The sequence below is a fragment of the Clostridium sp. genome, from assembly GCF_051654825.1.
Taxonomy (GTDB): Bacteria; Bacillota; Clostridia; order Clostridiales; family Clostridiaceae; genus Clostridium.
Window position 1 is genome coordinate 1 of the sequence record NZ_JBOFYU010000253.1, and the last position, 6729, is coordinate 6729.

The 6729-nt window shown below is 26.1% G+C and carries 10 protein-coding genes and 1 pseudogene; 9 read left to right on the forward strand and 2 right to left on the reverse strand.

What is annotated here, in order from left to right:
* Positions 1-959 (forward strand): annotated as a pseudogene (locus ACRDBA_RS15480) (hypothetical protein); the annotation flags it as partial.
* 56 nt (positions 960-1015) lie between these two features.
* Complete coding sequence (locus ACRDBA_RS15485; RefSeq protein WP_438573827.1) at positions 1016-1270, forward strand: hypothetical protein; 255 nt, start codon at positions 1016-1018, stop codon at positions 1268-1270.
* A gap of 29 nt (positions 1271-1299) precedes the next feature.
* On the opposite strand, the gene ACRDBA_RS15490 is transcribed toward ACRDBA_RS15485, so the two are convergent.
* Positions 1300-2988 carry a GH3 auxin-responsive promoter family protein gene (locus ACRDBA_RS15490; RefSeq protein ID WP_438573828.1) on the reverse strand — a complete coding sequence of 563 codons (1689 nt, stop codon included), beginning with the start codon at positions 2986-2988 and terminating at the stop codon, positions 1300-1302.
* 146 nt (positions 2989-3134) lie between these two features.
* Here ACRDBA_RS15490 and ACRDBA_RS15495 point away from each other — a divergent pair, with 146 nt between their 5' ends.
* From ACRDBA_RS15495 to ACRDBA_RS15520, 6 genes are all read left to right on the forward strand, one after another.
* Positions 3135-3257 carry a hypothetical protein gene (locus ACRDBA_RS15495; RefSeq protein ID WP_438573829.1) on the forward strand — a complete coding sequence of 41 codons (123 nt, stop codon included), beginning with the start codon at positions 3135-3137 and terminating at the stop codon, positions 3255-3257.
* Between the two features lie 90 nt (positions 3258-3347).
* Entirely contained in the window at positions 3348-3938 is a 591-nt protein-coding gene (rbr, locus tag ACRDBA_RS15500; protein ID WP_438573830.1) for a rubrerythrin, read from the forward strand.
* A gap of 126 nt (positions 3939-4064) precedes the next feature.
* Entirely contained in the window at positions 4065-4658 is a 594-nt protein-coding gene (locus tag ACRDBA_RS15505; protein WP_438573831.1) for a hypothetical protein, read from the forward strand.
* Positions 4659-4713: 55 nt separating this feature from the next.
* Positions 4714-5088 carry a hypothetical protein gene (locus ACRDBA_RS15510; protein ID WP_438573832.1) on the forward strand — a complete coding sequence of 125 codons (375 nt, stop codon included), beginning with the start codon at positions 4714-4716 and terminating at the stop codon, positions 5086-5088.
* A gap of 215 nt (positions 5089-5303) precedes the next feature.
* Positions 5304-5651 (forward strand): hypothetical protein, encoded by a 348-nt coding sequence (locus ACRDBA_RS15515; protein ID WP_438573833.1) that lies wholly within the window; start codon positions 5304-5306, stop codon positions 5649-5651.
* A 77-nt stretch (positions 5652-5728) separates the two neighbouring features.
* A complete protein-coding gene (locus ACRDBA_RS15520) occupies positions 5729-5878 on the forward strand; it encodes a hypothetical protein (protein WP_438573834.1) in 150 nt (49 codons plus the stop codon).
* A gap of 27 nt (positions 5879-5905) precedes the next feature.
* On the opposite strand, the gene ACRDBA_RS15525 is transcribed toward ACRDBA_RS15520, so the two are convergent.
* Positions 5906-6115, reverse strand: coding sequence for a cold-shock protein (locus ACRDBA_RS15525; protein ID WP_438573835.1), 210 nt, complete (start codon positions 6113-6115; stop codon positions 5906-5908).
* Positions 6116-6251: 136 nt separating this feature from the next.
* Between ACRDBA_RS15525 and ACRDBA_RS15530 the strand changes: the two genes are divergently transcribed.
* Positions 6252-6729 (forward strand): GTP-binding protein (locus tag ACRDBA_RS15530; RefSeq protein WP_438573836.1); only part of this gene is annotated, 478 nt, incomplete at its 3' end.

Genomic DNA, 6729 nt, shown 5'->3' on the forward strand with positions numbered 1-6729 from the left:
AATTAGGGTTATGTAGCAAAGTAGTATTTGAGGAAGAGGTAATTTCTATTCCTGCAAGTAAAACATTTGATATTATTTATGAGCATGAAGTATATGCCCATCCTAATGTAGAAAAGGGATATTCCTTTAAAAAGGCATTGTATTATACATTTAGAACAACAGGTGGTTTTATGGAGAAAATATATGTTGTAGCTAAAACATTTATTTTAAATCCAAGAAAACCTGAAGAAATAGATAACCTAGAAATTTCGGATGAAGAAAAAAGAAATGTTAAGGCTTATATTAGAGATATTAATTTAAAGTGGCAGTTTTGTTATGATGGTGAATATAAGTTTTATATATTTAGCCATGTTGATGATATAAAAAAGAGACCTTATAAATCAGGATTTAATAGTTACTTTTATATGAAATATGATGAGCTTATAAATAGAGATGGAGAAGTGAAAATATCAAATAATAATACTATAGTTTTAACTGATGAAGAATATCTTAAATTATTTAAGGATAAGAATGACGAAGAGGAAGATAAAAGAAGTATAAGAAACAGCCGTTTAACTGAAAAAAGTGTAATATCTATTATACAAAATTATTTAAGAGTAAAAAACTATAGAGTTTTAGATTCAAATATAACTAAAAATTTAGATATAGATATTGCAGCTAAAAATAGTGAAATAAACCTTGTTATAGATGCTATAGGAGGTTCATTAGCTTATGAAGAGAAAAAGGTAGGGAAAACCTTAGACCAAAATAGGGCAATGGTAAAACTTTCTTTAGGAATACATAATTTAATGAGACTTATTCAAGAAAATGAAAATGATAAAACTAAATTTGCATTAGCTATACCTTATGAAGACAGATATATTGAATTAGTATCTAATATAAAGGATTCTATATTTAATTTAGGAATATTTATTATATGGTGCAATTATGATGGTGCTGTTGCATTTCAAAATAATTAATGTAAAAATTAAAAAACCTCCTAAAGTGGTTTATATACTTTAGGAGGTTTTTTTAAGTGCAAATTCTACGCCTATCTATTATAAATCCAAGAATACAACCTATAAGGCCAAAAATTGAAACAAAGGCAATAGATACATTAGCAGATAATTTTTCAGAATCGCTAATTATAGTTAAAGCATCATTTTTAATATTTAGCTCTATGCCAAACATCATTAGTAAGCCGGATATTGTGGTAATAATTAAGAAAAGAATAACAATACTACAAAAGCCTCCAATAAGCATTGCTATAATTTTTTTTAGAGCCATATAGTCACCTCTTTAAAATAATATCCTTATATATTAGTATAGATTATTCTTATTTATTACCTTTAAAATATTTTTATTTGTAGTTATTACTCTAGGAATTTTTACTTGATTTTTAGAAACACCTTTAGACAATAAATATTCCTTTATTTCCTTAAAAGTTCCTTCATTTAATATTATAACCTTAGGGGAAGAAAGTGATCTTTTGGATCTAAATCTATCATAAGCTAAATTTGATTTTCTAAGCTCTTTATCTAAAATTCGTTCTATAGTTTGAATTACTTCACAAGGAACACAACATTTAATTTCAAGGTATATTTTATAACGTCCAGGAGTAATAGAGTTATCAGCCGAAGTTGTATAATCAATTAAGGATAATCCTAGTTTACTCATAGTATTTTGAATAGAAGTAGTTAAATGCTCTTCAGTGGTTTTTTCTGAAACCATATTTAACACTTGATTTTTTCTATATAAAAATTGTATTTCTGGTGATGAGTTGTAAAAGCCAACAACTTTTACTACATCGCCTAACCTATATCTATAAAGACCTGCAAAGGTGGTTATGACTATTTCATATGTTTCTCCTATTTTTAGCTCATTAGTTAAAAAGGTTGTTGGATTATCATCAAAGGATTTATCAATAGGAATAAATTCATAAAAAACTGTATCAGGGATAACTATATATCTAATTTTGCTAGAGTAAGGATTTATTCCTATCATTCCTTCTGTTGCACCATAGGCTGAGGAACAAATAGGAAGAGAATCTGTATAGTAGTTTACTATTTCATCATAAATTGAAAAATTAGCTCCTGTTACAGATGCAATATAAGTTAATGAAGGCCAAATTTTTTTGCAAATACCTTTAGTTCCACACTTAAAGGCTTCTTCAAGTTCATCTGCACGGCTAGCTTTAGGAGTTAAATAACTAAGAAGCTTTGTTTTAGTTTTCTCATCAATAGAAATTTTTTTGTTGATTCTTCCCATTCGTATATCTTTAATTAACATTCCATGCTTTTCTTCTAAAATACGTAATAAGTCTAAAACATTGGATATAAAAACTCCACTAATATACAGGAGATTTTTTTCTCTTAATGCAAATAAAAGGTGGAGATAAAGGGAAGATTCTTTATCTTTTACAGTCATAACCTCATAGGGAGATGTATATAGATATGGAATGATTTTTTTTATTCCATTCATTCCTCCAGAAGTTGCAGAACAAATAGGAATGCCACCTGGTGTATAGCTTGTTTGAACTACATCTGCAATCATAAGTCCACGACCATAATTCCAATTAGATTTAAAATTATTATAAGCAAATCTTGTATTTAATAAAGCCATATATTTAGAACATTTTATTCTACTACTTTTAGTGACAGGAATAAGCTTTTGCTTTCCAGTAGTACCTGACGTGTGTCCAAAGTATTCAACCTCTTCTGTAATTAATATGTTTTTTTCACCATTTGCCATTCTTGCAATATACTTATCATAATAAGAATATTCGCTTAAAGGAAGAGCTGATTTAAAGTCTTCAATAGACTTTATATCATTAAAGCCGTATTTTAAACCTATTTCGCTTTCAGAGTTCTTGTTTAAAATATTAAATAATACATTTCTATTTACTTTAGAGAATTCTTCAGTATTTTTATTAAAAGCTCTTTCAACATAAGATCCACAACCAATCATAGTTACATAAAGTAATTTACTTATTATTGACGTAATAAACACTTCCTAAGATAGTATTATATATTTAATGTATGAAATGTAAAAAATATTGTTCATTTATTAGCTATAATAGTGACATTAAAAGTTCAAATAATAAATATATTTATTATAAAGGTATATTTAATAAATATATTTGGGAGTTGATTTATTTGAATGTTATTAAGAAGTTAAGTAAGGTCATTAAAAAAATATTGAATTATATAAGTGCTTTAAATAAGGAAGAAGTAAATAATATTTCAGATTTATATGTTGATAAAGAAGAAGAAAAATAAATTATTAATTAATATCATTATTATGAAAATGAATATTTTAATTTTATAATCTAATACTAATATTGAAATATAATATTAGGAGTGAGATAGTTGGCTAATTTAAAAGATAGTAAAACAAAAGAAAATCTTATGAGAGCTTTTGCAGGTGAAAGTCAAGCAAGAAATAGATATGAGTTTGCTGCAAAAGTTGCTAAAAAAGAAGGGCTATTTATTTTAGAGGATTTGTTTAATTATACTGCAAATCAAGAAAAAGCTCATGCTTATCAATTTATGAAGCAGTTAAAGGAATTTTCAGGAGAAGAAATAAATATTTCAACTGGATATCCAGCAGAACTTGAAACTAAAACATTACCATTACTAAAGGCAGCACAAAAGCATGAAGAAGCTGAATCAGATCAAATATATAAGGAATTTGGAAATATTGCAAAGGAAGAAGGCTTTAGTGCTATTTCAACTTTATTCGAAAAAATTGCGTCTATAGAAAATACTCATAGCAATAGATTCAAGAAATACATTGAAGAATTAGAAAGTGGAAGTTTATTTAAAAAGTCTACTGAAGTAAGATGGATGTGTACAAATTGTGGATTTATATATGAAGGATTAGAAGCACCACAAGCATGTCCGGTATGTGCTCATCCACAAGGATACTTCATGTTATTTTCTACAACTAATTTTGAATAATTAAAATGGGTAACACTTTTAGTGTTACCTTATTTAATTTAAGTAATAGAGAGATTTTTAATTATATAGTTTCAAAAATATAGATAAAAGAATATATTAATTTATAGTAATTTTTTTAGGGTGAATATGGATACGGAAAATGTATTGGAAGAATTTTTAAAGAACTACAAAGATACTGCAAAAAAAGACTCTAATAATGATAATACTAATACATCTTCATCAGGAGATAACAAAAGTAATAGCTCTAAAAATAATAATTCAAGTAATAGCGACACTAGTAGTAATTCAAGTAATAATGAAAATAAATGTAGATTTTTTAATAATGATATATGTTGGGGATTTCAAGATTTAAACCCAGAACTATTTACTGTAATGGGATCTATATTAGGAGCCGTAATATCAAGTAACCTTCCTTTTAATGTACAAAATGCGCTAGGAAACTGGATTAGTTTATTAGGACAAACAATATTAACATATAATGCACAACAACAATATTTTGAGAGTGGACCTGGAAAGTGCTATAACATAAACCGTAGAAATATTGAAAATAGTGATTGTCCATATAATGATCCACAAAAAAGCAATAATGAAAGTGATACAAAGGATAAAACAGATAGAAAGAAAAGTAAAGATGAAGATAATATTGAAGAAAAACTAAAAAAATTAGAAAAGGAATTGGAGACATTAAAAAATAAAATTATTGAGCTATCAAAAGAATAAAACTATATTAAATTATGTGGTATAATGTAAAAAAACAAAATTGTGAGGTAAAGTTATGAACTTAGTTAAAATATATGATGAATATAATGCAGTAAATAATGAGTATATTAAGTTTATTTATGAGTTATCAAATAATGATAGTTTATTTACTACAGAAGAAAGTATTATAGACAAGCTAACAAAAGCAAGAGATAATTTTGAAAGCTTAATGCTTCAAGCAGAAAAGGAAAATGTAGAGGAAGAAAATTTAAATAATCTACAAGATTTAAAGTACTTAATTATGGACGGTATTTTTGTATCTTCTGATTTAGAAGCTTTTTATAAGTACAATCATGTAGAAAGATTTAAAATGAGAGCAATAAATTATATAAATAAAAAGAGAAAAGCAGATATGTTTAAGGATTCATATTCAGGAAGTTGTAGAGTATAAAATTTATTATCATAGGGAAGAAATCAGATAGAGAGAACTATCTGATTTTTTAATTTTAAAAGGATTTTAGTAACATATATAACCTTTAAATTAATATTATATATATAGTAAGAAACATTTAGAGAGGATATGTTTAAAAGGATGTATTTTTAAATGTAGTTGAAACAAAAATGACAAAATTATAGTATATAATTAAATAAAAGGAGATGATATTGATGAATAGTGAGATTGATTTTATAAATGCTGCACATATGAATAATTACTTTGATTTAATTAACAGAGTACAGGGGAATAACAAGGAAGAACTAGAATTAATCTTAAAGTTATTAAGTCTAGAGGATGTTTATCCAGTAACTAAGGAATATGTAGATAACCTTGGAATAGACTTTAAAAGATTATCAAAGGATGGAAGGATAAATCACTCAGGTAAATTTATTTGCGAATTAGCTTATAGTTTATTTAGTAGAATTTTTAATATAAAATCAATAGAAGCAACAAGAAAATTAGATTCTGATACAAGAGATTTTATAATAAATGTATTATATATGTACAATCCGATTTAGAATTTAAACGTTAACATAAATAGAATAGTTGAATATATAGTATTTTCATGGGCAATATAATTATGAGGTGATACTATATGGATAGTAATAAGATTAATGGAAAGGTTAATATTGCTGCACTTGGTAATTATACAAAGGGAGCAGTTAAAGAATTTGAAAATAATATAGTAAATGAAATAAATTATTTAGAAAAAGTAGATAAAAATCTTAAAGAGGATAATAAATAAGCTCATGCACTTGCATGAGCTTATTTATTATATTTTTTGGATATTTACAGCCATAGGGCCTCTTTCACCCTCTTCTATTGAAAAGCTAACGCTTTCACCTTCATGTAAATCTTTTTCAGGACCTTTTTCTTTTATTTGAGAATGATGGGCAAAAACGTCATTTCCATCATCACAAGAAATAAATCCAAAGCCTTTTTCTTGGTTATACCATTTAACTACACCTGTTTTACTAGACATATAATCTCTCCTTAATATTAAAAATTAATCATAATTAGTATTACCAAAAATAAAAAAAATACAAGTTGTAATCATATCTTTTTATTTAAAAACATAAGATTCTTTAAGGGAAATAAGAGTAATTAGGAGGATTTTAGTGAAAATAAAAGTAGATATATATTCAGGATTTTTAGGTGCAGGAAAAACTATGCTTATGAAAAAGCTAATTAAGGACAAGGTATATGAGGGAAATGTAGCAATAATTGAAAATGAATTTGGAGAAGTAAGTATTGATGGGGCTATCTTAAGAGAATCAGATATAGAAGTTACAGAAATAAATGCAGGGTGTATTTGCTGTCAGGTTACTGGAGACTTTAAAAAGGCTATTTTAGAAGTTATAGAAAAATACAATCCAGAAAGAATTTTAATAGAGCCATCAGGAGTAGCTAAGCTTACAGAGGTAATTAATATTTTTAAATCAAATGAAATAGAAGAAAAGGTTGAAATTGACAACATAATCACTGTAATAGATTCTGAAAGGTTTGATAGATATTTATTTAATTTCAAGGAATTTTATTCGAATCAAATAGCTAATACTAAGAAAATAGTTTTAAGTAGAACACAAAATATTAAAG